Below are 20448 nucleotides of genomic sequence, written 5' to 3'. Positions count from 1 at the left end.
CTCACACAAAGCGCATCGCGACGCTGCCCAGGTCCTGGAAGCGCACCGCCACCTGGTCGCCGGCCTGCACGGCGATGGCCTCGGTGACGCCGCCGGTCATGATGAAGCTGCCGGCCGGGATCTCCTGGCCGCGTGCGCCCAGGTGGTTGGCCAGCATGGCCACCGCGGCCGCCGGGTGTCCCAGCACCGCGGCGCCCGCGGCCATGGCGACGATGCGGCCGTTCTTCTCCATCACGACGCCCAAGGTGCGCAGGTCCAGCTCCTCGACGTTGCGCGGCCGGCCGCCGACGACGAAGCGGGCCGCCGAGGTGTTGTCGGCGATCACGCTCTTGAGGTCGAACTTGAAGTCGCGGTAGCGGCTGTCGATGATCTCGACGCCGGGCACGACGAAGTCGATGGCCGCCATCACGGCGCCCACATGGCAGCCGGGGCCGCGCAGCGGCGCCTTGGTGACGATGCAGATCTCGGCCTCCACCTTGGGGTGGATGAGCCGGGCGGTGTCGATGTCGCTGCCTTCGGCGCAGCTCATGTAGTCGCTGACGAAGCCGAAGCAGGGCACCTCGACGCCCATCTGCTTCATCTTGGCGCGCGAGGTCAGGCCGCACTTCAGGCCCACGGTCTTGTGGCCGCGTGCCTCCTTGCGGGCGCGGATGGCGTCCTGGATGGCGTAGGCGTCGTCCCAGCTCATGGCCGGGTATTCGTCGGTGATCTTGGTGATGTCGTGTGCGTTCAGCTCGGCCGATTCAACGTGCTCGGCGAGCTGGGCGATGGTGTTTGCGTCAAGTGCCATGTCGGGCTCCTCAGATGAATCGCACGGAAGTGCTGCCCAGGCCACCGACGTGGCAGTACAGGCTGTCGCCCGGCAGCACCGGCACCAGCGGCGACTGCGAGCCGGACAGGATCACGTCGCCCGCCTTCAGCGTGAGGCCCAGCCGGCCCAGCGTGTTGGCCAGCCAGGCCACGGCGTTCACCGGCGAGCCCTGCACCGAGGCGCCGCAGGAGGTGCTGACGACCTCGCCGTTCTTCTCCAGCACCATGCCGGCCAGCGCCAGGTCGAGGTCGCGCGGGCTGCGGCGCGTGCCGCCCAGCGTCAGCACGCCGCAGCTGGCGTTGTCGGCCACGGTGTCCTGGATCTTGATCTTCCAGTCCCGGATGCGCGAGTCGACGATCTCGAAGCAGGGCATCACGCAATCGGTGGCGCGCAGCACGTCGGCCGCGGTCACGCCGGGGCCGGTCAGGTCGCGCGCCAGGATGAAGGCCACCTCGGCCTCGGCCTTGGGGGCGATCAGCCTGCCGGTGTCCACCGGCTCACCCTCGTTGAATACCATGCCCGAGAGCAGGTGACCGAAGTCGGGCTGGTTCACGCCCAGCATGTCCATCACCACGCGGCTGGTGACGCCGATCTTCTTGCCGACGACGGTCTCGCCCGCGTCCAGCCGGCGCTGGATCATGCGCAACTGGATCTGGTAGGCGTCGGCTATGGTGATCTCGCGCTCGCGGTTCGTCAGCGGCTCGACGGGCTGGCGGCTCAGCAGCGAGGCATAGAGCTCGTCGCCGTAATGTTGAATCTTGTCGGGGGTCATGGCATGTCCTTCAGAGCTTGACCATCACGTTGCGAAGCTCGGTGTAGAACTCCAGCGAATGCACGCCGCCCTCGCGGCCGATGCCGCTGGCCTTGGCGCCGCCGAAGGCGGTGCGCAGGTCGCGCAGGAACCAGCTGTTGATCCAGCACAGGCCCACCTCGATGGCGGCCGCCATGCGGTGCGCCGTGCCCAGGTCCTGCGTCCACACGGTGGTGGCCAGGCCGTAGTCGGTGGCATTGGCCAGCGCGATGGCCTCTTCCTCGGTGTCGAAGGGGGCGATGTGGCAGCAGGGGCCGAAGATCTCCTCGCGGATCACCGTCGACGATTCGGGCAGCCCGGTCCAGATCGTGGGCTGCACGAAATGGCCCTCGGCGAGCAGGCCCTGCAGGGACGGCTCGCCGCCGCCGGTGACGACGGTGGCGCCCTGGGCCCGAGCCTTGGCGTAGTAGGACAGCACCTTGGCCTTGTGCTCCGCCGAGATCAGCGGCCCCAGGCCCACGCCTGGCGTGTCGGGGCCGCCGATCTTCAACGCCTCGGCTTTGGCCTTCAGCGCGGCAACGAAACGATCAAAGATGGGCCGCTGCACATAGACGCGCTCGGTGCCCAGGCAGACCTGGCCGCAGTTCTCGAAGACGCTGCGGGTGATGCCGGCCACGGCCTTGTCGAAGTCGGCATCGGCAAAGACGATGCCGGCGTTCTTGCCGCCAAGCTCGAAGCTGACCGGGCGCACGCCCTTGGCCGCGGCGGCCATGATGGCCTCGCCGGTGCGCGTCTCGCCGGTGAAGGTGATGCCGTTGACGCCCGGATGCCTGGTGATGAACTCGCCGGCCGAGCCGGGGCCGAAGCCATGCAGCACCTGGTAGACGCCCTTGGGGATGCCCACCGCGTTCATCACCTCGCCCAGCAGCGTGGCGGTGGCGGGCGTCTCCTCGCTGGGCTTGACGATGACGGTGTTGCCGCAGGCCAGGGCCGGGCCGACCTTCCAAGTCATCAGCAGCAGCGGCAGGTTCCAAGGGCAGATCACGCCGACCACGCCCAGCGGCGAGCGCAGTGCGTAGCTGATGGCCGTGCCACCGTCGGGCGTAGTCATCTGGAAGCTCTCGGTCGGCACGTTCTTGACGATGTCGGCAAAGATCTTGAAGTTGGCCGCGCCGCGCGGGATGTCGATGTGGCTGGCCAGCGCGTGCGGCTTGCCGGTGTCGGCCAGTTCGGCGGCCAGGAACTCGTCGAAGCGGCGGTTGATCTCGTCGGCCACGGCGTGCAACAGCTCGGCGCGCCTGACGACGCTCATGCGGCCCCACTCGCCCTTGAGCGCCGCGTGGCCGGCAGCCACTGCGGCATCCACCTCGGCCTGGCCGGCCTCGTGCACCTGGCCGATGACCTGGTTGGTGGCCGGCGCGCGCTTGTCGAAGGTCTTGCCGGTGGCGACGAAATCGCCGTCGATGAAGTTCAGGAACTGCTTCATGGCGGTCACCTCAGGTCAGCACGCTGAGGAAGTTCTCGTTGAGCTTGCGGTCGTGATAGAAGATCGCGCGCCCAAGCTCGTCGTCGGTCCAGGTCAGCGTCGGCCGGTCCGGGTAGTGGATGTAGCCGCCCGAGAAGACCTCGTTGCGATTGCCGCTGGGATCGAAGAAGTAGATGGTCTCGCCGCGCGTGATGCCATGACGGGTCGGGCCGATGTCCAGCGACACGCGCTTGCGGGTGATGATGTCGGCCGCCTTCAGCACCTCGCCCCAGTTGTCCAGCATGAAGGACGCGTGGTGGAACTTGTTCTTCTCCGGGTGACGGATGAAGGCGATGTCGTGGGGCTTGTTGGAGCAGGTCAGGAAGGCCGCGATCTGCAGCCGGTCCGGCCCGGCGACGACCTGCTCGGCGAGGCGGAAGCCCAGCACGTCCATGAAGAGCTTGACAGTGCCGTCGACATCGTCGCCGTAGAGCAGGCAATGGTCGAAGCGCGTCGGCGACATGCCCTTAAGGCTGTCCGGGTAGACCTCGGGGTTCTCCAGCGGCATGCCGTTGCCGACCTTGTCCTTGTCGGCGAAAAGCTCGATGAGGTGGCCGGTCGGCACCGTGAAGCGGAAGCGCTCACCGGTGCGCAGCATCTCGCCGGCCTCCACCCACTTCATGTCGGTGGCCAGGCCGCTGGCCTTGACGTCCTCTGCCAGCTTCTTCAGCGTGGCCACCGAGTCGACGCGAAAGCCCATGAAGTCCATCCCCGCCGTGTCAGCCTCGCGCAGCACGATGCTATGGTGGTCGTGCTCGTCCCAGGCCTTGAAGTAGACGCGGCCTTGCGGGTCGCGCGCCACCTCCCACAGGCCCAGCACGTCGCCATAATGGCGGACGGCCGCCTCCAGGTCGAGCACGCGCAGTTGCACATGCCCGGGTCTCAGAACGCCAGTGAGTGCCATGGTGAGTCTCCTCGTTGTCTATCGGTTGGGGTCGGGGTGGCTGCCCGTGGCCAGGGCAGCCTGAAGGAAATCGGTCTTGGCGCGGCTGCGTTCGATGCAGCGCGCCAGCTTGTCGACCGCGCTCAGGCGCAGGTCACTGCAGGGGTAGGCGCGGCAGGCCAGCACATAGCCGGCCGCCTCCTCCGCGGCGCTGATGTGGCAGCGGCTCATGCGGTCGGTGCGCACCTGGCCGGCCTCGATGCGCACCTTGCAGACGCCGCAGCCGCCGCCGCGGCAGCCGACCGGGATGCCACGGCGGGCCAGCGCCTCCATGCCGGCCAGCAGCGTGGCGCTGTCAGCGCAGGCGTAGCGCTCCTCGGTGTTGGTGATGTCGACCTGGTAGGGCATGGCCGTCGCTCGCCTCAGAGGCTGCGGAACAGCGGGCTGCGGGGCGCGGAGCCGGCCGCATCCGAAGCGGTGAAGAACTTCTCGGCGTAGATGTCACGCTCGAACAGGCGGCCCTGCATCAGCGTCTTGATGCTGGCCTCGATCATGGGCGGCGGGCCGCACAGATAGGCCTTGTGGCCGCGGAAGTCGCCAGCGAACTGGGCCTTCAGCGCCTCGTGGGCGTAGCCGCGCGCACCGGCCCAATTGCTACCGTCCGGCAGGTCGGACAGCACCGGCACGTAGGCGAAGTTGGGGTGCTGATCAGCGAGGCTCTCGAAGAACTCGCGGAAGTACAGCTCCTCGGCATTGCGCGCGCCCTGCACCAGGGTGATGGGCAACCGGCAGCCCTCGGCGAGCAGATCCTGGATCATGGACTTGGGGCTGGACAGGCCGGAGCCGCCGGCCACGAAGATCAGCGGCAGCTGGGCGGACTTGCGCACGAAGAAGCGGCCGCTCGGCGCGGTGAACTGCAGCGCCTGGCCGACCTGCAGGCCGTCGTGCAGCCAGCCGGTGGCACGGCCACCGGGCACGCGACGGATGTGCAGCTCGATCAGATCCTCGCCCGGCGCATTGGCCACCGAGAAGGCACGCGCGCCGTCAACACCGGGCACCTGCAGCATCAGGTACTGACCTGCCTGGAAGGGCACGGCGCGGTCCGGCCGCAGCCACAGGCCGCGGATGGTGGGCGTCAGCATGCGTGCCTCGACCAGCTCGGCGCTGTAGTCGGCCAGCGGCAAGAACTGCGCGTCCGGGTCCTCGTCGATCTCGGCCTCGATGACGAGATCGGTGCGCGCCGTTGCGCAGCAGGCCAGGATGCGACCCTCGTCGCGTTCGAAGTCCATCAGCGCGAAGTTGGACGCGTCGCCATGCTCGAACTCGCCCTCCAGCACCTGCACCTTGCAGGTGCCACAGACGCCGTGGCCGCAGGCGTGCGGCAGCCAGACGCCGGCGCGCAGGCAGGCGTCTAGCACCGTCTGGCCGTCGCGTGCCGCGACGGCCTGGCCCAGCGGTTCGATGGTGATGTGCGTGCTCATGTCAGCCTCCGGCCACCTTCAGCTGCGCGAGCCCCGGATGCCGCGCAGACCGGGCGTGCGAAAGCGCAGCACGGACTTGTGCACCAGGCCGTTGTCGGCCAGAGACTTGGCCGCGTCGGGCTTGAAGGGCTTGCCGGACTCGGTCCACAACGCCTGGCTCCAGTCGATGCGGGCGAAGTCAGGATGGCTGCCGTAAACACCAGGCAGCACCTCGCTGAGCAATGCGCCAAATGGCATGGAGGGTGGTAGCGGCAGCGCTACCGGCGAGCAGAACAGCAGGTGCTCGTCCCAGCAGATGTAGAGCAGGCGGTTGCCGTGGAACTTGTCCTCGGTGTCCTGCACGGGGCCGGCATAGCCGGGCTTGAGGGCGACGACGGGCATGAACGTCTCCTGAGAATGGGGTGGTGGTGGAAAGCGGCGCGATCAGGCAGCCTTGGCTGCCGAGGGTGTCAGCGGCTGGCCGGTCCAGCGCTCCCAGTTGGCACGGTCGGGCGAGGTGTTGAAGTCGCCGCTGTCGGCACCCGGAGCGAGGTGGTAGTACTCCAGCACCTTGGCCAGCGGGTTGAAGCCGGGCACAGTCGGGTCGGTGCCTTCGGGGAAGCAGTTGCCCTGGTAGATCTGATGCACCGGCAGCCAGCTCTGCACGTATTTCTCCGGCTCCTGCTCGAAGATGTCCTTGCAGCCGTCCGAACAGAAGTGGTACTTCATGCCGTGGTAGCTGGTCTCGCGCAGGCTGATGCGCGTCGGGTCGTCCATCTCCGTGAAGATGCAGGGCACCTGGCAGGTCTGGCACAGCATGGGCAGGGTGTTATTGCGCCACATGGCGCCGCTCTGGGCCTCCTGCTCGGCCATCCATTCGAAGCGCGGGCGGTAGATGCGGTCGAAGCTCTCGGGGTATTTCTGGCTCAGCCAGTCGAGCTCGTCGGGCTGCGGCACCCAGGTGTTGAAGTCCGCCGCATGGCCGTAGTTGTTGAAGGTGGCCCAGGCGATATGGGAGAGATGCTGCTTTTCCGCCGTGGCGACCTCGTGGTACTTGGGCATGCGGATGCCATAACGTCCCAAGTCCTCGAACAGCGCGCCGCCGTTCTTCTCGAAGTACATCTCCCAGGCCTCGGCCCAGCTCATCACGCGCTTGGGCAGCATGTAGTCCATCATCATGGCCACCAGCGTCAGCAGGCGGTGGCCGCGCCAGAACCACTTGTCGATCCAGCGCTGGATGATGGGCACGTTGTCCGGGTCTTGTTCGAGCATGAACTTGACGACCTCCAGGCCCAGCGTCATGTGGCGCGATTCGTCGCTCTGCGCCGAGAAGCCGAAGGTGACGGTGGCCATGTCGCCGTTGAAGGCGGCGCCGCTCATGAAGGGCATGAACAGCAGGTTGGTCAGCACGTACTCGAAGGAGAAGGAGATTGCAGTGATGAACTCGAAGGGCCCGGCCGTCATCGCGTCCTCGAAATAGGACTTGGGCACCGACAGGTACCAGACGCGGTCGTGCATGTACTGCGGGTCATGCAGCCCGTTGAAGTACTTGTTGAAGTGGCTGATCGTGTGGAACTGCGTCTGCGCGTGACGGAGTTCGTCGATGGACTGCATCTGCGACGCGACGCGTGCACCGACGCCTCGGAAGGCACGTCCCGCCATCGCGTAGCCACGATGGGCCGCGTATTCAAGCGGCGACACGCCGGTCAGGAACAGCTTGAGCGTGTTCAGGTAGCGCGGGTCGCCGACGTTGAACTGGCCCTGGTTCTGCTGGAAGGCGTCGATGATGGCGTAGAGCTTTTTCTCTTTCTCGCCCTGGAACTTCCAGTAGGCGTCCATCGTCAGGCGGAAGGGGTCTTCCCACTTGTCCCAGTCGTGGATCTTGATGCCCTCGAACTTGTCGTAAGGGAAGACGTCGTCCATCGCCTGGTAGCTGGTCTCCCAGCCGAGGCCGCGGGTCATCATGGCGTAGCGCTCCTTGATGCCGAGGCGCTTGGCGGTCTTGGTGGCGGTCTGGCTCATCAGGTGTCTCCGGTGGTCTGTTGTCTTGGTGATCGGGGTGGGCTCAGGCGCGGCGGCCCCACTGCAGCGAGAACTCGTCGTCGGTCTCGTCGATGTTTCCGGACAGCGAGATCAGGCTCAGGTGCAGTTCCTGCACGTCCCAGCGGCGGCCCAGGCGCTCCTCCACGGAGTCGCGGCGGATGACGATGCGCCCGGGCGCGTCGACCTTGACCATGGCCGGGAACTCCGCGACGACGGCCTCGGGGTTGTCGGCCACGATGGCCTCGACGATGCAGCGCGACACCTCGTTGCTCAGCAAGGAGATGAAGACCGGGGCGCGGGAGGCGGCAGGGGCGGTGATGGTGGTCATGAGCGGGCTCCGGGTTCAGGCCTGCAGGCCCAGGCGTTGAATGCGGGTGTCGAAGTCGGCGTGCACGGCGGCCAGCGCGGCGGCAGCCTGCTCGCCGAGGGCCGCGCGGGCCAGCGGCTCCAGCGCTCGCTGCATCTCGTCGCGCCAGCCGGCGACCCAGCTCGCCAGCCGGTCGCGGTTGCCGGGCGACTCGTCGGCAGCGGTCTTGACGGTGGCGTCCACCCAGCGGGCCGTCTCGGCATGCCAGTCGCTCATGAACTCGGTCAGCATGGCCAGCGCGTTGCCGGTGCGCGGGCTGAGGGCATCGACGTAGTGGCGGTAGATCAGCGGATAGAGCAACCCGTCGAACACCAGGTTCTGGGCGACGAAGAGCTCAAACCAGTCATGCGTGACGAAGAGGTTCTCCATCACGCGGCGCACGCCCTGCCAGGCAGGCGCTTCCATCCAGGCCTGCTTGCCGGCATCCAGCACAACGCCCTGGTTGCCGTCCAGCAGCAGGCCGATGCGCGACAGGTATTGCGCGATGCCCAGTCGATCCATGGCCGCGAAGTTGCAGGCCTGGGTCACCGCAGTGCCGTAGCCATAGCCGCAGCAGTAGGTGTTGTTCATGTTGCTGCCCCACTCGTAATGACGCAGTGGCACCAGCACCTGGGTCAGCGACTCGCGCGCCGCCTCGTCCACCGCGCCCAGCAGGTTGCGCTTCTCGGCGAACTCGAACTGGCGGTCGGCACCCTCCTGCTGCTTGGCGCGTGCCATCGTGTAGACGCCGTAGTAGAAGTGGCGCGGATCCTTGAAGGCATACCAGTCGGCCATCACGATGGCGGTACGGCGCGGGTCGAACACATGGCGCTCCGGCTCCCACAGCGGCCGGTAGTGCCAGTTGGTCGTCGGCTGCATATCGAAGGTAGCCTCCTGGTAGCGGGAGGCCGCCTTGTCGGCGCCGAGCCGGCGCGCGATGTGCGAGAAGGTCTGGCGGATGGGCTGAATGTCGGTGGTCTTGATGTCGACTTGCATGTGGGTCTCCTGCTGTCGTTCTGAAAAGGCCGTCGGCGCGGCTCAGTGGTCCAGGCCCGGCTCGCCGTAGCGCCACTTCATGCGCTCGTAGTCAAGTCGGGCGCCCTCGGCTGCACTCAGATGGGTGACGCCATGGGTGGCGCAGAACTGGCTGAACTGCTCGAAGCACAGCACCAGCTCGACGGCCAGTTCGGGGTCGCCGATGGCGAACTCGAACTCCACGAAGCGGGCGTCGCGTGTGCCGGTCACGCGCACGAAGCAGGGCTGGCCGGTCAATTCGGCGGCCGAGGCGGAGCGTGGAGTGGCAGGGCGCTGGCTCACTTGTTCAATCCATCAAGTTGCAGACGACGGGGCTGTCGTCCACCCTGAAGATCGCAACCGGCGTGCCAGGCCGGCTAAGTGATTGATTTGCCTGTGACCGAGATCGCCGGCAGCCCGAAACCCGGGGAAGTCCCGGATGCCCAGTCGATCAGTTGCTGCACCGCAGCTTGATCATTTGGTGAAGTGAATACGGCCCTGGCGCTCCCGCGCCAAGGCATGGGTTCAGGCGGCCGGCAGGCCTTCCTTCTTGAGCCGGTAGGCCAGCTGCGGCCGGGTGATGCCCAGCAGGCGGGCAGCCTGGGACAGATTGCCGTTGGCACGCTGCATGGCCATCTGCATCAGCCGCTGCTCGAGCGAGGCCATGTCGATCTTCTGCTGCAGCACCTGGTCACACAGGCCGTCCAACTCGGCCGCCTCGCCGCTTCCCACGTGGCCCAGCGCATCCAGCTGCTGGTCGGGCTTCAGCCCTGCCACGTTGCTCCACAGGTGCACGGACTCGATGGCCCCGCCCTCGGGCGCCAGCAGCACGGCGCGCTCGATCGCGTTCTCCAGCTCGCGGATATTGCCCGGCCAGGGCTGGTTCAGCACGTCGCGCATCGCCCGGTCGGTCAGTCCGCTGAGCTTCTTGCCATATAGGGCGCTGTACTTCTCGATGAATCGGTTCACCAGAGGCGGGATGTCGGCCGTGCGCTCGCGCAGCGGGGGAATCGTGATCGGGAAGGTGTTGAGTCGGTAGAAAAGGTCGCTGCGGAACTTGCCGGCCTGCATGGACTGCTGCAGGTCCACATTGGTGGCCGCGACGATGCGCACATTCAGCTTGATCGGCTGCTCGGCGCCGAGACGCTCGATCTCGCCGGTCTGCAGCACACGCAACAGCTTGACCTGGGTGGCCAGCGGCAGATCGCCAGCCTCATCGAGGAAGAGCGTGCCGTTGTTGGCCCGCTCGAAGCGCCCTGCCCTGGCCATGTGAGCCCCGGTGTAGGCACCTTTCTCGACGCCGAACAGCTCGGCCTCGATGAGGTCGGCAGGAATGGCGGCGCAATTGACGGCGATGAAGGGGCCAGTTGCACGGGGGCCGTTGTCGTGCAGCCAACGCGCGAATACCTCCTTGCCGACGCCGGTCTCGCCCAGCAGCAGCGTGGTGATGGCACTCGGCGCTGCGCGCTTCAGCAACTCGAACGCGGCCCGAAACCCCGGCGAGACGCCGACGAGGCTGGTGTCGTACTCGCGGCGAGGCTGCACGGCGCGCAGATGTTCGAGCCCGATGTTGTAGTCGATCAGCCGCTCGCCGATGCGTTGGGGCCGGAAGTAGTCGACGTACTCGTCGTCACGCCAGTCCTCGGCCGGCTGGCCGACGATGCGGCACTGACTGTCGCCCATGCTGTGGCACTCGGTCTCCTTGAAGACGATGAGCCGACCGATGAAGGCGCTGGTGTAGCCCGAGGCGTAGCCGATCTGCTGCCAGCACTGCGGGTCGTCGCCGTAGCCCATGTCCGTCACATGGGCGTCGCATTCCCAGGAGTGGGTCCAGAGGAACTCGCCGAAGAAGTGCTTGGTTTTCAGGTCCAGCTCCATGTGGACCTTCTCGACGCGCACGGCGCCCTCGATGGTGTGCAGTTGCGGCCCCAGCATGAAAGCCTTCTCGCACGGCATGCCGGCGTGCATTTCCCTTACCGCCAGCTCGCCATCGCGTTGGCCCGATGCAAAGCCCATGCGCACCAGCAGGCCGCGCGCTCGCGCAACACCCAGCGAATCGAACAACTCCCTGCGCAGCCCGGCCAAGGCGCGCGTATGCAACAGCATCATGCGGTGCTCGTTCAGCCAGATGTGGCCCGAGCCCGCATTGAAGCGAAGCATAGACAGCAGTTCGCCCACGTTTTGTCTCCAAATCAGTGTCTAGGAGAGGTCTTCGCCTCACGTTTGGATGCTACAGGAGCGGACCAGCTCTACCCGGTCATGGGGGCACCTTCAGATCAGCGTCGTGGTCTTGCCCCTGCATAACCGGACACGGTCTATGCGCTGGTGATTCGCTCAGCGTTCGACCAGACCCGGCCCGCCCTGGGGGAATCCCTGGCGGCAGTCGCTGTGTCGCCTGGTCAATGGTGAATGCTGCCTCTGTCGAACGACGGAACAAGGCTGATCTCAGTCATTCGAAGCGGGCGCAGGGAGCGGCAGCTTCGCTTCAGAGAAGTCGTTCGAATCGTCTGCCGCCATAGATGCAGAGGGTCGGCCATTGCGTTGATCAGCGAATACGATTGCCTTTGGTGGAGAGGTACAACATTTCTGTAGCCGCTGCAGGCAACGCTTCGCAGCCCTATGCCCTTGTGAATCGAAGGCGGAGTGCGGGGCCTGGAAATCGAACGATCTATGCTTAGAATTCCCTTCGCTGGAACCCATCTTGTCTTCAGCCGTCAAAATCTTCCAAGGCCGATTCGGCCGCGTGGCCTTGCTCGACATGAATGCGCCACTGGTGGGCCACGCGCATCACCACTGCCACATCCTCATCAAGGCGGGCGGGGCTGACAGCGCATTTCGGGTGCGCGGAGAACGGGCTCCACTGACCGACGACATGGCGGTGCTGATCAATGCCTGGGAGCATCACGCCTACGAGCATGACGGCCCCCAGGGTGAGCAGACGCTAATCCTGGCGCTCTATATCGAGCCAGGCTGGCTCGCCGAGATTCAGCGTTCGCTGGCGCTGTCGGCTCATCCGCGCTTCTTCCCTCAGTCGGGCGTGCGCCTGAACGCCGCTACACGCAAGATCACTGAGGAGTTCGTGCTCGAGCTCTGGTGGGCCGACGAGGTGTCGCCAGGTCGGCTGGAGGACTTGCTGTTCAATCTGATCATCGCAGTGATCGAGAGCTATTCGGGCTGGCGAGACCTGTCTGCGCTGCTGAAAATGAAACCACCGGTGGCCATGGACCCGCGCGTGCGCCATGCCATTGCCTTGATGAAGCAGGACGTGACGCACGACTTCGATGTCGACCACCTGGCCGCATCGACCGGGCTCTCGCGGGCCCATTTCTTCACCCTGTTCCAGCGCGACACCCAGGTCACGCCGCTGGTCTATGCCAATGTGCTGCGCTTCGAGGCCGCGGTGCAGCGGCTCACACAGACCAGCGAGCCCGTCGGCGACGTGGCCCATGGCCTGGGCTTTTCCGCGCCGGGCCATTTCTCACGCTTCTTCCGCGCCCACCTGGGCATCACGCCCAGCGACTACCGCCGCGTGGTCAACCTGTTCGAGCCGCCCGCCGAGGCAGACGCCGGCGCCGGCCTGATCTGAGCAAGTCACCAGACGATTTTGTCAGCGACCAGACGGTCTGGTCATTCGCCGGACTTTCGCGTTAACGCCCTGCGCTCCGAATCCCGAGACTGGCGCTGCATACAAAAGCAGCCCGAACGGGACAGAGGAGACAAATGCACGCAGAGCCCCAGCTCGCGGCCGCAGCGGCATCGACGCCCGCGGCTGCCGGCAGCTTCGTCGGCCAGCGCCTGGAGCGCCTGGAAGACACCGCGCTACTGAGCGGGCGCGGCAGCTACGCCGACGACGTCGGCGTCAAGCCGGGCACCCTGCAGGCCGCGGTGCTGCGTTCGCCCCATGCCCATGCCCGCCTGCTGTCCATCGACGCGGCGCCGGCCCTGGCGCTCAAGGGCGTGCGTGCCGTGCTGACTGGTGAAGACGTGCAGCGCTGGGCCCAGCCCTTCGTCGTGGGGGTCAAACAGCCCATGCAGCACTGGGCCCTGGCCGTGGACCGCGTGCGCCACATCGGCGAGCCCGTGGCGGTGGTGGTGGCCGAGGACCGCTACATCGCCGAAGACGCGCTGGACCTGATCCGGGTGGACTACGAGGCCCTGCCCGCGCTGGTGGACATCGAGGCCGCGCTGCAGCCCGGCAGCCCGCTGCTGCACGACGCCGTCGGCAGCAACATCGTCTCTGAGCGCAGCTTCCGCTACGGCGACCCCGAGGCCGCCTTCGCGGGCCCCGCAGGCGTGCGTCGCGTGCAGACCACCGTCCACTACCCGCGCAACAGCTGCGCACCCATCGAATGCGGCGTCGTGATCGCGGAGCACCTCAGCGGCGACGAGGGCTACGACGTGCTCTCCAACTTCATGGGGCCGTTCTCCCTGCATGCGGTGATGGCCATGGCGCTCAAGGTACCGGGCAACAAGCTGCGCCACCGCGTGCCGCGCGACTCGGGCGGCAGCTTCGGCGTCAAGCAGGCGGTGTTCCCCTATGTGGTGCTGATGTGCCTGGCCTCGCGCAAGGCCGGCGGCGCGCCGGTCAAGTGGGTGGAAGACCGGCTGGAGCACCTGAGCGCAGCGACGTCTGCCACCGCACGCCTCACGACGCTGTCGGCCGCGGTGCGCGAGGACGGCCGCATCCTCGCCCTCGACTGGGACCAGGTGGACGAGGTCGGTGCCTATCTGCGCGCGCCCGAGCCCGCCACCTTCTACCGCATGCACGGCTGCCTCACCGGCCCCTACGACATCGCCCACCTGAGCGTGCGCAACCGCGTGGTCGTCAGCAACAAGACGCCCACCGGCCTGGTGCGGGGCTTCGGCGGTCCCCAGGTGTACTACGCGCTGGAGCGGCTGATGGACCGCATCAGCGTGGAGCTGCGTCTGGACCCCGCCGAGCTGCGCCGCCGCAATTTCGTGGGGGCCGGCCAGTTCCCCTACCGCGCTGCTGCCGGCGCAGTGCTGGACTCGGGCGACTATGTCCACGCGATGGACCTGGCGCTGGCTGAAGCCGAACGCCTGGGCCTGCGCGAGCGCCAGGCCGCTGCCCGCGCCGCCGGCCGGCACTACGGCATCGGCATGGCCGCCGTCGTCGAGCCCTCGGTGTCGAACATGGGCTACATCAGCACCGTCCTGACGCCCGAGCAGCGCGCCAAGGCCGGCCCCAAGAACGGCGCCATCGCCAGCGCAACGGTCGCCATCGACCTGCTCGGCGGCGTCAACGTGACCATCGCGTCGGCGCCGGCCGGACAGGGGCATATGACCGTCTGCGCCCAGGTGGTGGCCGATGCGCTGGGCCTGCAACCCGGGCACGTGGTGGTGAACGTGGAGTTCGACACCGCCAAGGACGCCTGGTCGGTGGCCGCCGGCAACTACTCCAGCCGCTTCGCCGGCGCCGTCGCGGGCGTGGTGCATCTCGCCGCGATCAAGCTGCGCGACAAGCTGGCGCGCATCGCCGCGGCCCAGTTCGGCTGCCAGCCCGAGGATGTCGTCTTCGCGGGTGGCGAGATCGCCAGCCGGCTCGATGCTGCGCGCCACCAGCCCTTCACCCGTCTCGCCGCCAGCCCGCACTGGGCGCCGGCCCTGCTGCCCGAGGGCGTCACGCCGGGCCTGCGCGAGACGGCCTTCTGGACGCCCGAGACGCTGGCCGCGCCCGACCCCCAGGACCGCGTCAACACCTCGGCCGCCTACGGCTTCGTGTTCGACATCTGCGGCCTGGAGGTCGACCCGGCGACGGGCGCCGTGCGGGTGGACCGCTATGTGACCGCGCACGACGCGGGCCGCCTGCTGAACCCGGCGCTGGCCGACGGCCAGATCCGCGGCGCCTTCGCCCAGGGCCTTGGCGCGGCACTGCTCGAAGAGTTCCGCTACGGCAGCGACGGCAGCTTCCAGTCCGGCACCCTGGCCGACTACCTGATGCCCACCGCCTGCGAGACGCCTGACCCGAGCATCGTCCATCTCGAAACGCCGTCGCCCTTCACGCCGCTGGGCGCCAAGGGCCTGGGCGAGGGCAACAACATGAGCACGCCGGTCTGCGTGGCCAATGCCTTCGCCGACGCGCTGCGACCGCTCAAGGACATCGACGACATCCGCCTGCCACTGACGCCCAGCCGTGTGCTCGCCTTGCTTGACACGCCCGACCCGGCCTCGCAGGCGTCGCGCAAGCCAGTGGCGGCGCCCGCACTGCCGGGCGAGGGCCAGGCGCTGCAGGCGCAAGGCGAGGTGCGCATCGCCGCCACGCCCGAGCAGGTCTTCGCCGTGCTGCTGGACCCGGCCGCCCTGGCCCGCGTCATCCCGGGCTGCCATGCCCTGGTCGCCGACGGCCCCAATCGCTACCGCGCTGAAGTGACAGTCGGCGTCGGGTTGGTGAAGGCGCGCTACGAGGCGCGCATCCAGCTGTCCGACATCGAGGCGCCGCGGCGCCTGCGCCTGGCCGGCAGCGGCCAGTCCAGCCTGGGCACGGGCGCTGGCGACGGCCTGGTCACGCTGGAAGCGGTGGCCGGCGGCACCCTGCTGCGCTACGACTACCGCGCCCAGGTGGGCGGCAAGGTAGCCATGGTCGGCAGCCGAATGCTCGAAGGCGCCGCCCGCATCATCGTGGCGCAGCTGTTCGAATCGCTGGGCCGGCAGGCGGCCGGGGAGGACGCTGCGCCGCCATCCTGGTGGCAGCGCCTGCTGAAGAAGCTCGGGGTGCGCGCGTGAAGCCCGCCGCCTTCGACTACCAGCGCGCGGACAGCGCCGCGCAGGCCCGCGAGCTGCTGGCCCACCATGGCGACGACGCTCGCATCCTCGCCGGCGGCCAGTCGCTGATGGCCGTGCTGAACATGCGCCTGGCGCAGCCGCAGCTGCTCGTCGACATTTCGCGCAGCGCCTCGCTGGCGCAGGTCGAGGTGCACGACGGCTGGCTGCAGGTCGGCGCCGCCGCCACACAGGCCAGCGTGGAGTGGCGTGCTGGCCTGGCGCAGGAGCTGCCGCTGCTGGCCCTGGCCTTCCCGCACATCTCGCATTTCCAGATTCGCAACCGCGGCACGGTCTGCGGCTCCATCGCCCACGCCGATCCGTCGGCCGAGCTGCCGCTGTGCCTGCTGGCCTTGAAGGGCGAGCTGGTGCTGGGCAACGCCAGGCGACAACGCCGGGTCGCGGCGCAGGACTTCTTCACCGGCATGCTCAGCACCGCCCGCGCTAGCGACGAGCTGCTGGAGGCCGCCCGCTTCCCGCTGACCCGCCCAGGCCAGGGATTCGGCTTCACCGAGTTCTCGCGCCGGCACGGCGACTTCGCGATCTGCGCCGTGGCCGTGGTGGCCGACGCCGCCGGCCTGCGCGTGGCCGTCGGCGGCGTCGCCGACCGGCCGCTGGCGCGCGACCTGCCGCCGCTAGACGGCAGCGCGCTCGACGACGCGCTCAATGAATTCGCCTGGGATCTCGACGCCCGGGACGACCCGCAAATTAGCGCTGCCACGCGCCGCCACCTGGTGCGCCAGCTCGGCCGCCAGGCCGTGGCCCAGGCCCGCGCGCAAGTCTGGAGACCCGCATGACCTCCTCCTCAAGTGCCCAGTTGCTCCGCGACCGGCAGCATCCCATTGAGCTGCAGCTCAACGGCTGTGCGCGCAGCGGTCATGCCGCGCCGCGCCTGCTGCTGAGCGACTTCCTGCGGCAGGAGCTCGGCGCCACTGGCACCCACGTCGGCTGCGAGCATGGCGTCTGCGGCGCGTGCACCGTGCAGATCGACGGCGTCGCGGTGCGGGCCTGCCTCACGCTGGCCGTGCAGGCGGACGGCCGCCGCGTGGACACGGTCGAGGGCCTAGCCAGTCCGGACGGCATGCTGGGCGCGCTGCAGGCGGCCTTCAAGCGACACCACGCGCTGCAATGCGGCTTCTGCACCGCGGGCATCCTGATGTCCTGCACCGACTGGCTGGCGCGGCTGCGCGAGGCCGGCCGCAAGCCTGACGAAGCCGATGTGCGGGACATGCTGTCCGGACACCTGTGCCGCTGCACGGGCTACACGCCCATCGTGGCGGCGGTGCTGGAGGTGGCCCATGCTTGACCTCGGCCGCACCTTCCTGCAAAGCGTCGAGCGGGCACCGGGCGCCATCGCCCTCGTGGACGGCGACACGCGACTGACCTACGCGGACTGGGCCTTGCGCATCGGCGCCGCCCAGCAGGGCCTGGCCGCGCTGGGCCTGCGGCGCGGCGACCACCTGCTGTCCATCCTGCAGAACCGCCACGAGGCGGCCACGCTGCACTGGGCCTGCCAGTTCGCCGGCATCGTGATGACGCCGCTGAACTGGCGCGCCAAGCCCGAGGAGATCGACCATGTGCTGAAGGATTCGGGCGCTCGGGTGCTGGTTTACGAGCAGGCGTCGGAGGCCGCGGTGGAGGCGTCGGTGCTGTCGGCACTGGCCCTGCGCATCGGCGTCGGCGTCGGCGAGCGGCGCTACGACGACGTGCTGGCCGGCGCCGCCGAGCCCGTGCCCCGGGCGCTGGCCGAGGACTGGTCGCTGATGCTCTACACCTCGGGCACCACCGGCGCGCCCAAGGGCGTGCCTCGCCGTCAGCGCGCCGAGCGCATCGCCGCGCTCGCGCATGTTGCGCAGAACCGCTACGGCTACGGCGAGCGCACGCTGGGCGTGATGCCGCTGTATCACACCATGGGCGTGCGCTCGCTGCTGGCCCTGGCACTGCTGGACGGCCGCTTCGTCTGCATGCCGCGCTTCGATGCCGGCACCGCGCTGCGCGCCATCGCGGGCGAGCGCATCAGCCACCTCTACCTGGTGCCGACGCTGTATCACGACCTGCTGGCGCATCCGACCTTCGCCGCCACCGATGTCACCGCCGTGCGCAAGCTAGGCTTTGCCGGCGCGCCCATGCACGACGCGCTGTTGCTGCGCCTGCAGGCAGCCTTCCGGCCGGAGCTCTTCGTCAACCACTACGGCAGCTCCGAGATCTACACCGTGGCCATCAACCAGGACGCCGTGGGCAAGCCGGGCTCGGCCGGCCGTGCCGGCATCAATACGCGGCTGCGCGTGGTGGCGCTGGACGGCAAGTCGGTCGAGCGCCGCGCCAGGCCCATGGAAGAGGGCCAGATCATTGCCGACCTGCTCAGCGACGAGGCCTTCGAGGGATACCACCAGCGCCCCGATGCCAACGCCAAGAGCCTGCGCGAGGGCTGGTACTTCACGGGCGACACCGGCTATGTGGACGCCGACGGCGACCTCTTCGTCACCGGCCGCGTGGACGACATGATCATCAGCGGCGGCGAGAACATCTCGCCTGTCGACATCGAGTCGGTGCTGTCCCTGCATCCCGCCGTCGACGAGGTAGCCGTGGCCGGCCTGGCCGATGAGCGCTGGGGCCAGAAGGTGGTGGCCTTCGTCAAGACGCGCTCGCCCGTTGAGCCGGCCGCGCTAGATGCGCACTGCCGCAGCTCCGACCTCGTCAATTTCAAGCGCCCGCGCGACTACGTCTTCGTCCGCGAGATCCCCAAATCCCCCGTCGGCAAGGTGTTGCGCCGCAAGCTGGTGGCGGGTGACTACGAACCCATCGGAGAGCAAAACCATGATGCTGACTGACCTGAACCACCCGGCGCAGACGCTGCCGGCCGAGCTGGACGGCTTCCATGTCGAGATCGACCCCGCGCGCGAGCGGGCCGACATCGTCCTCGAGCGCCCGCCGCTCAACGTCATCAGCATGCGGGCGCGCGAGCAGCTGCGCATCACTTTCGAAGCACTGGACGCCGACACGCGCGTGCGCGTGATCGTCCTGCGCGCCATCGGCGAGCACTTCTCCAGCGGCGGCGACATCAAGGGCTTCCTTGAGGCTTCGCCCGAGCACGTCTCCAAACTGGCCTGGAACGTGGCCGCGCCGGCCCGCTGCAGCAAGCCGGTGATCGCCGCGGCGCGCGGCTATTGCTTCGGCGTGGGCTTCGAGCTGTCGCTGGCCTGCGACTTCCGCCTCGTCACCGACACCGCGCTGTACGCGCTGCCCGAGCAGAAGCTTGGCCAGATCCCGGGCTCCGGCGGTTCCGCGCGCCTGCAGAAGATGGTGGGCATCACGCGCACCAAGGACATCGTCATGCGTTCGCGCCGCATCAGCGGCCGCCAGGCCTTCGAGTGGGGCGTGGCGACCGACTGCGTGCCCGACGCCGAGCTGGAGAAGGCCACCGACGCGCTGGTGGACGAGCTGCGCTCCTTCAGCCCCCTGGCACAGCGCACTGCCAAGAAGCTGCTCAACGACACCGAGGACTCGCCGCTGTCCATCGCCATCGAGCTCGAAGGTCATTGCTACTCCCGCTTGCGCAGCTCAGCCGATTTCAAGGAGGGCGTCGAGGCCTTCCATTCCAAGCGCAAGCCGGCCTTCACCGGCCTCTGACCCACGACAACAACAGGAGACAAACACCATGAAAGCACTGCAATTCAGCACCTTCGCCCTGGCCCTGTTCGGTAGCGCCGCTGCCAGCGCGCAGGCGCCCATCCGCATTGGCGTCGTCACGCCGCTGTCGGGCACCTACGCGGGCATCGGCCAGCAGGTCAAGTGGGGTCTGGACCTGGCCGCCGCCCAGATCAATGCCGGCGGCGGCGTGATGGGCCGCAAGCTCGAACTGATCTACGAGGACGAGGAAGCCAACCCGGCCGTGGCCGTGCAGAAGGCCGAGAAGCTGTTCCAGGTCAGCAAGGTGGACTTCCTCACCGGCACCGTCAACTCTGGCTCCACGCTGGCGGTGGGCCAGCTGGCCGAACGCAACGGCAAGCTGATCGCGACCACCGTGTCCTTCGCCGACTCGATCACGGCGGACAAGTGCTCGCCCAACGTCTTCCGCGTCAACGCCCGCGCCGGCATGCAGTCCGCGGCGCTGGCCGACTGGCTGTCGAGCACCAAGCCCAATGCCAATGTCTTCTACCTCGGCCCCGACTACGAGATGGGCCGCAGCACCGTCGCCGCCTTCAGGTCGGCCGCGGAAGGCAAGGGCGCCAAGACCGTGGGCGAGGTGTTCGCGCCGCTGGACAACAAGGACTACTCGCCCTTCTTCGGCCAGATCCGTTCGGCCCGGCCGGCGGTGATCTACACGTCCGTGGCCGGCAACGACACGGTGCGGCTGTTCACGCAGATGGCCGAGTTCGGCCTTAACCGCAATGTGCAGGTGGTGGGCGCCTCGGGCACCGTGACTTCGCAGAACCTCGCGGCCATCGGCAAGGCCGCGGACGGCTTCGTCACCGGCGTGGGCTACTCGACCAGCCTGGACTCGCCGGAGAACAAGAAGTTCGTCGCCGAATTCGAGGCCGCCAACAAGTCCCAGCCCGACCTCTATGGTGCCGACAGCTACGGCGTGCTGTTCTTCTACAAGGCCGCGGTCGAGAAGGCCAAGAGCACCGAGACCGACAAGGTCCGCGAGGCCATGCGCGGCATCCAGTGGAGCACGCCGCAGGGCACCAAGACCATGCGCGCGGGCGACCACCAGGCCATGCAGGATATGTACGCGGTGCGCGTCAATGGCGGGAAATTCGAAATCGTCGGCAAGGTCGCGGCTGCGGCGGCGATCGGCGCCGACAGCTGCACCAAGTTCTGAGCCGGAGGCC

General features: G+C 68.1%; 19 protein-coding genes. 7 read left to right on the top strand and 12 right to left on the bottom strand.

All coding sequences use genetic code 11. The features are described 5' to 3' along the window. Position 1 precedes the first annotated feature (1 nt). The 12 genes from dmpH to CDO81_RS18825 all read right to left on the bottom strand — a co-directional run bounded on the left by dmpH (position 2) and on the right by CDO81_RS18825 (position 10993). The gene (dmpH, locus tag CDO81_RS18880) at positions 2-790 is read right to left on the bottom strand and encodes a 2-oxo-3-hexenedioate decarboxylase (RefSeq protein ID WP_088484767.1); all 789 of its coding nucleotides are present in this window, start codon (positions 788-790) and stop codon (positions 2-4) included. Positions 791-800: 10 nt separating this feature from the next. Beyond that, a complete protein-coding gene (gene dmpE / locus CDO81_RS18875) occupies positions 801-1583 on the bottom strand; it encodes a 2-oxopent-4-enoate hydratase (protein ID WP_088484766.1) in 783 nt (260 codons plus the stop codon). A 10-nt stretch (positions 1584-1593) separates the two neighbouring features. After that, the gene (locus CDO81_RS18870; RefSeq protein ID WP_088484765.1) at positions 1594-3048 is read right to left on the bottom strand and encodes a 2-hydroxymuconic semialdehyde dehydrogenase; all 1455 of its coding nucleotides are present in this window, start codon (positions 3046-3048) and stop codon (positions 1594-1596) included. Between the two features lie 10 nt (positions 3049-3058). Further along, positions 3059-3991, bottom strand: coding sequence for a catechol 2,3-dioxygenase (locus CDO81_RS18865; protein ID WP_088484764.1), 933 nt, complete (start codon positions 3989-3991; stop codon positions 3059-3061). Between the two features lie 18 nt (positions 3992-4009). Beyond that, complete coding sequence (locus tag CDO81_RS18860; protein ID WP_088484763.1) at positions 4010-4378, bottom strand: 2Fe-2S iron-sulfur cluster-binding protein; 369 nt, start codon at positions 4376-4378, stop codon at positions 4010-4012. Positions 4379-4392: 14 nt separating this feature from the next. Then, positions 4393-5451, bottom strand: a complete 1059-nt coding sequence (locus tag CDO81_RS18855; protein ID WP_088484762.1) for an NADH:ubiquinone reductase (Na(+)-transporting) subunit F — start codon at positions 5449-5451, stop codon at positions 4393-4395. A gap of 18 nt (positions 5452-5469) precedes the next feature. Continuing rightward, the gene (locus tag CDO81_RS18850; RefSeq protein ID WP_088484761.1) at positions 5470-5832 is read right to left on the bottom strand and encodes a phenol hydroxylase subunit P4; all 363 of its coding nucleotides are present in this window, start codon (positions 5830-5832) and stop codon (positions 5470-5472) included. A 42-nt stretch (positions 5833-5874) separates the two neighbouring features. Next, entirely contained in the window at positions 5875-7452 is a 1578-nt protein-coding gene (locus tag CDO81_RS18845) for an aromatic/alkene/methane monooxygenase hydroxylase/oxygenase subunit alpha (protein WP_088484760.1), read from the bottom strand. A gap of 43 nt (positions 7453-7495) precedes the next feature. After that, a complete protein-coding gene (locus CDO81_RS18840) occupies positions 7496-7801 on the bottom strand; it encodes an MmoB/DmpM family protein (protein ID WP_088484759.1) in 306 nt (101 codons plus the stop codon). A 15-nt stretch (positions 7802-7816) separates the two neighbouring features. Continuing rightward, on the bottom strand, positions 7817-8815 hold the full coding sequence (locus CDO81_RS18835; protein ID WP_088484758.1) for an aromatic/alkene monooxygenase hydroxylase subunit beta: 999 nt from the start codon (positions 8813-8815) through the stop codon (positions 7817-7819). A 42-nt stretch (positions 8816-8857) separates the two neighbouring features. Beyond that, on the bottom strand, positions 8858-9136 hold the full coding sequence (locus CDO81_RS18830; protein WP_193466517.1) for a phenol hydroxylase subunit: 279 nt from the start codon (positions 9134-9136) through the stop codon (positions 8858-8860). A gap of 222 nt (positions 9137-9358) precedes the next feature. Continuing rightward, entirely contained in the window at positions 9359-10993 is a 1635-nt protein-coding gene (locus CDO81_RS18825; RefSeq protein WP_088484757.1) for a sigma-54-dependent Fis family transcriptional regulator, read from the bottom strand. Between the two features lie 541 nt (positions 10994-11534). Here CDO81_RS18825 and CDO81_RS18820 point away from each other — a divergent pair. The 7 genes from CDO81_RS18820 (at position 11535) to CDO81_RS18790 (ending at position 20438) form a co-directional block, all read left to right on the top strand. After that, positions 11535-12419 (top strand): AraC family transcriptional regulator, encoded by an 885-nt coding sequence (locus tag CDO81_RS18820; protein ID WP_088484756.1) that lies wholly within the window; start codon positions 11535-11537, stop codon positions 12417-12419. A 134-nt stretch (positions 12420-12553) separates the two neighbouring features. Then, positions 12554-15577 carry a xanthine dehydrogenase family protein molybdopterin-binding subunit gene (locus tag CDO81_RS18815; protein ID WP_088484755.1) on the top strand — a complete coding sequence of 1008 codons (3024 nt, stop codon included), beginning with the start codon at positions 12554-12556 and terminating at the stop codon, positions 15575-15577. After that, complete coding sequence (locus tag CDO81_RS18810; protein WP_088484754.1) at positions 15574-16410, top strand: FAD binding domain-containing protein; 837 nt, start codon at positions 15574-15576, stop codon at positions 16408-16410. The genes CDO81_RS18815 and CDO81_RS18810 overlap by 4 nt, the downstream gene beginning before the upstream one ends. Next, entirely contained in the window at positions 16407-16919 is a 513-nt protein-coding gene (locus CDO81_RS18805; RefSeq protein WP_088484753.1) for a (2Fe-2S)-binding protein, read from the top strand. The genes CDO81_RS18810 and CDO81_RS18805 overlap by 4 nt, the downstream gene beginning before the upstream one ends. Beyond that, complete coding sequence (locus tag CDO81_RS18800; protein ID WP_088484752.1) at positions 16912-18444, top strand: AMP-binding protein; 1533 nt, start codon at positions 16912-16914, stop codon at positions 18442-18444. The genes CDO81_RS18805 and CDO81_RS18800 overlap by 8 nt, the downstream gene beginning before the upstream one ends. Then, a complete protein-coding gene (locus tag CDO81_RS18795) occupies positions 18437-19243 on the top strand; it encodes an enoyl-CoA hydratase/isomerase family protein (RefSeq protein WP_088484793.1) in 807 nt (268 codons plus the stop codon). Before CDO81_RS18800 ends, CDO81_RS18795 begins: the two co-directional genes overlap by 8 nt. A gap of 28 nt (positions 19244-19271) precedes the next feature. Continuing rightward, the gene (locus tag CDO81_RS18790; RefSeq protein ID WP_088484751.1) at positions 19272-20438 is read left to right on the top strand and encodes an ABC transporter substrate-binding protein; all 1167 of its coding nucleotides are present in this window, start codon (positions 19272-19274) and stop codon (positions 20436-20438) included. Positions 20439-20448: the final 10 nt, after the last annotated feature.

This window comes from Roseateles puraquae, assembly GCF_002205845.1.
Taxonomy (GTDB): Bacteria; Pseudomonadota; Gammaproteobacteria; order Burkholderiales; family Burkholderiaceae_C; genus Pelomonas; species Pelomonas puraquae.
The sequence above is the reverse complement of the archived record's forward strand: the minus strand, read 5'-3'. Positions and strand labels throughout refer to the sequence as shown.

Coding starts and splice junctions, on each gene's coding strand:
- dmpH (WP_088484767.1), bottom strand. CDS start 790: ATGGCACTTGACGCAAACACCATCGCCCAGCTCGCCGAGCACGTTGAA.
- dmpE (WP_088484766.1), bottom strand. CDS start 1,583: ATGACCCCCGACAAGATTCAACATTACGGCGACGAGCTCTATGCCTCG.
- CDO81_RS18870 (WP_088484765.1), bottom strand. CDS start 3,048: ATGAAGCAGTTCCTGAACTTCATCGACGGCGATTTCGTCGCCACCGGC.
- CDO81_RS18865 (WP_088484764.1), bottom strand. CDS start 3,991: ATGGCACTCACTGGCGTTCTGAGACCCGGGCATGTGCAACTGCGCGTG.
- CDO81_RS18860 (WP_088484763.1), bottom strand. CDS start 4,378: ATGCCCTACCAGGTCGACATCACCAACACCGAGGAGCGCTACGCCTGC.
- CDO81_RS18855 (WP_088484762.1), bottom strand. CDS start 5,451: ATGAGCACGCACATCACCATCGAACCGCTGGGCCAGGCCGTCGCGGCA.
- CDO81_RS18850 (WP_088484761.1), bottom strand. CDS start 5,832: ATGCCCGTCGTCGCCCTCAAGCCCGGCTATGCCGGCCCCGTGCAGGAC.
- CDO81_RS18845 (WP_088484760.1), bottom strand. CDS start 7,452: ATGAGCCAGACCGCCACCAAGACCGCCAAGCGCCTCGGCATCAAGGAG.
- CDO81_RS18840 (WP_088484759.1), bottom strand. CDS start 7,801: ATGACCACCATCACCGCCCCTGCCGCCTCCCGCGCCCCGGTCTTCATC.
- CDO81_RS18835 (WP_088484758.1), bottom strand. CDS start 8,815: ATGCAAGTCGACATCAAGACCACCGACATTCAGCCCATCCGCCAGACC.
- CDO81_RS18825 (WP_088484757.1), bottom strand. CDS start 10,993: ATGCTTCGCTTCAATGCGGGCTCGGGCCACATCTGGCTGAACGAGCAC.
- CDO81_RS18815 (WP_088484755.1), top strand. CDS start 12,554: ATGCACGCAGAGCCCCAGCTCGCGGCCGCAGCGGCATCGACGCCCGCG.
- CDO81_RS18805 (WP_088484753.1), top strand. CDS start 16,407: ATGACCTCCTCCTCAAGTGCCCAGTTGCTCCGCGACCGGCAGCATCCC.
- CDO81_RS18800 (WP_088484752.1), top strand. CDS start 16,912: ATGCTTGACCTCGGCCGCACCTTCCTGCAAAGCGTCGAGCGGGCACCG.
- CDO81_RS18790 (WP_088484751.1), top strand. CDS start 19,272: ATGAAAGCACTGCAATTCAGCACCTTCGCCCTGGCCCTGTTCGGTAGC.